General features: G+C 46.4%; 1 pseudogene. It reads right to left on the bottom strand.

Features of this window, described 5'->3' with window-relative positions:
* Positions 1 to 36: 36 nt before the first annotated feature.
* Positions 37 to 364: pseudogene (locus tag LVY74_RS17645) on the bottom strand (LamG-like jellyroll fold domain-containing protein); the annotation flags it as partial.

The following is a 364-nucleotide window of genomic DNA, read 5'->3' as shown; positions in this document are numbered from 1 at the left end:
CCACCGTTATTGGTGGTCATCATTTATTTGTATGAATTAAGCCGCGATAAATTTACGTGTAGGTGGTGTAAAGCCTGCAATGTCATAACGGGCATGACGGGTCAAACGCCACGAATCCCAATAGCCTGCTGTTCCATCACCAATGTTTGAACCTGCACCCAAATACAGCATTGTTCCTGTCAGGCTGAACGCGGTATAGGCTGCACTCGACCCAAAGAGTCGCCCACCTGAGAATATATAAAACACGCCCTCTTTTCGCATTAAACAGATGTGTTCCATATTTCCAGTCAGTGGTGTATCTCCCGATGATGCCGTTGAGATTGGCGCAGGGAATGCACCACTATCCCTTAAAATCAGGTTGATA

This window comes from Acinetobacter sp. ME22, assembly GCF_022012315.1.
GTDB classification, from domain to species: domain Bacteria; phylum Pseudomonadota; class Gammaproteobacteria; order Pseudomonadales; family Moraxellaceae; genus Acinetobacter; species Acinetobacter brisouii_A.
This window is presented reverse-complemented; position numbering and strand designations above follow the sequence as displayed.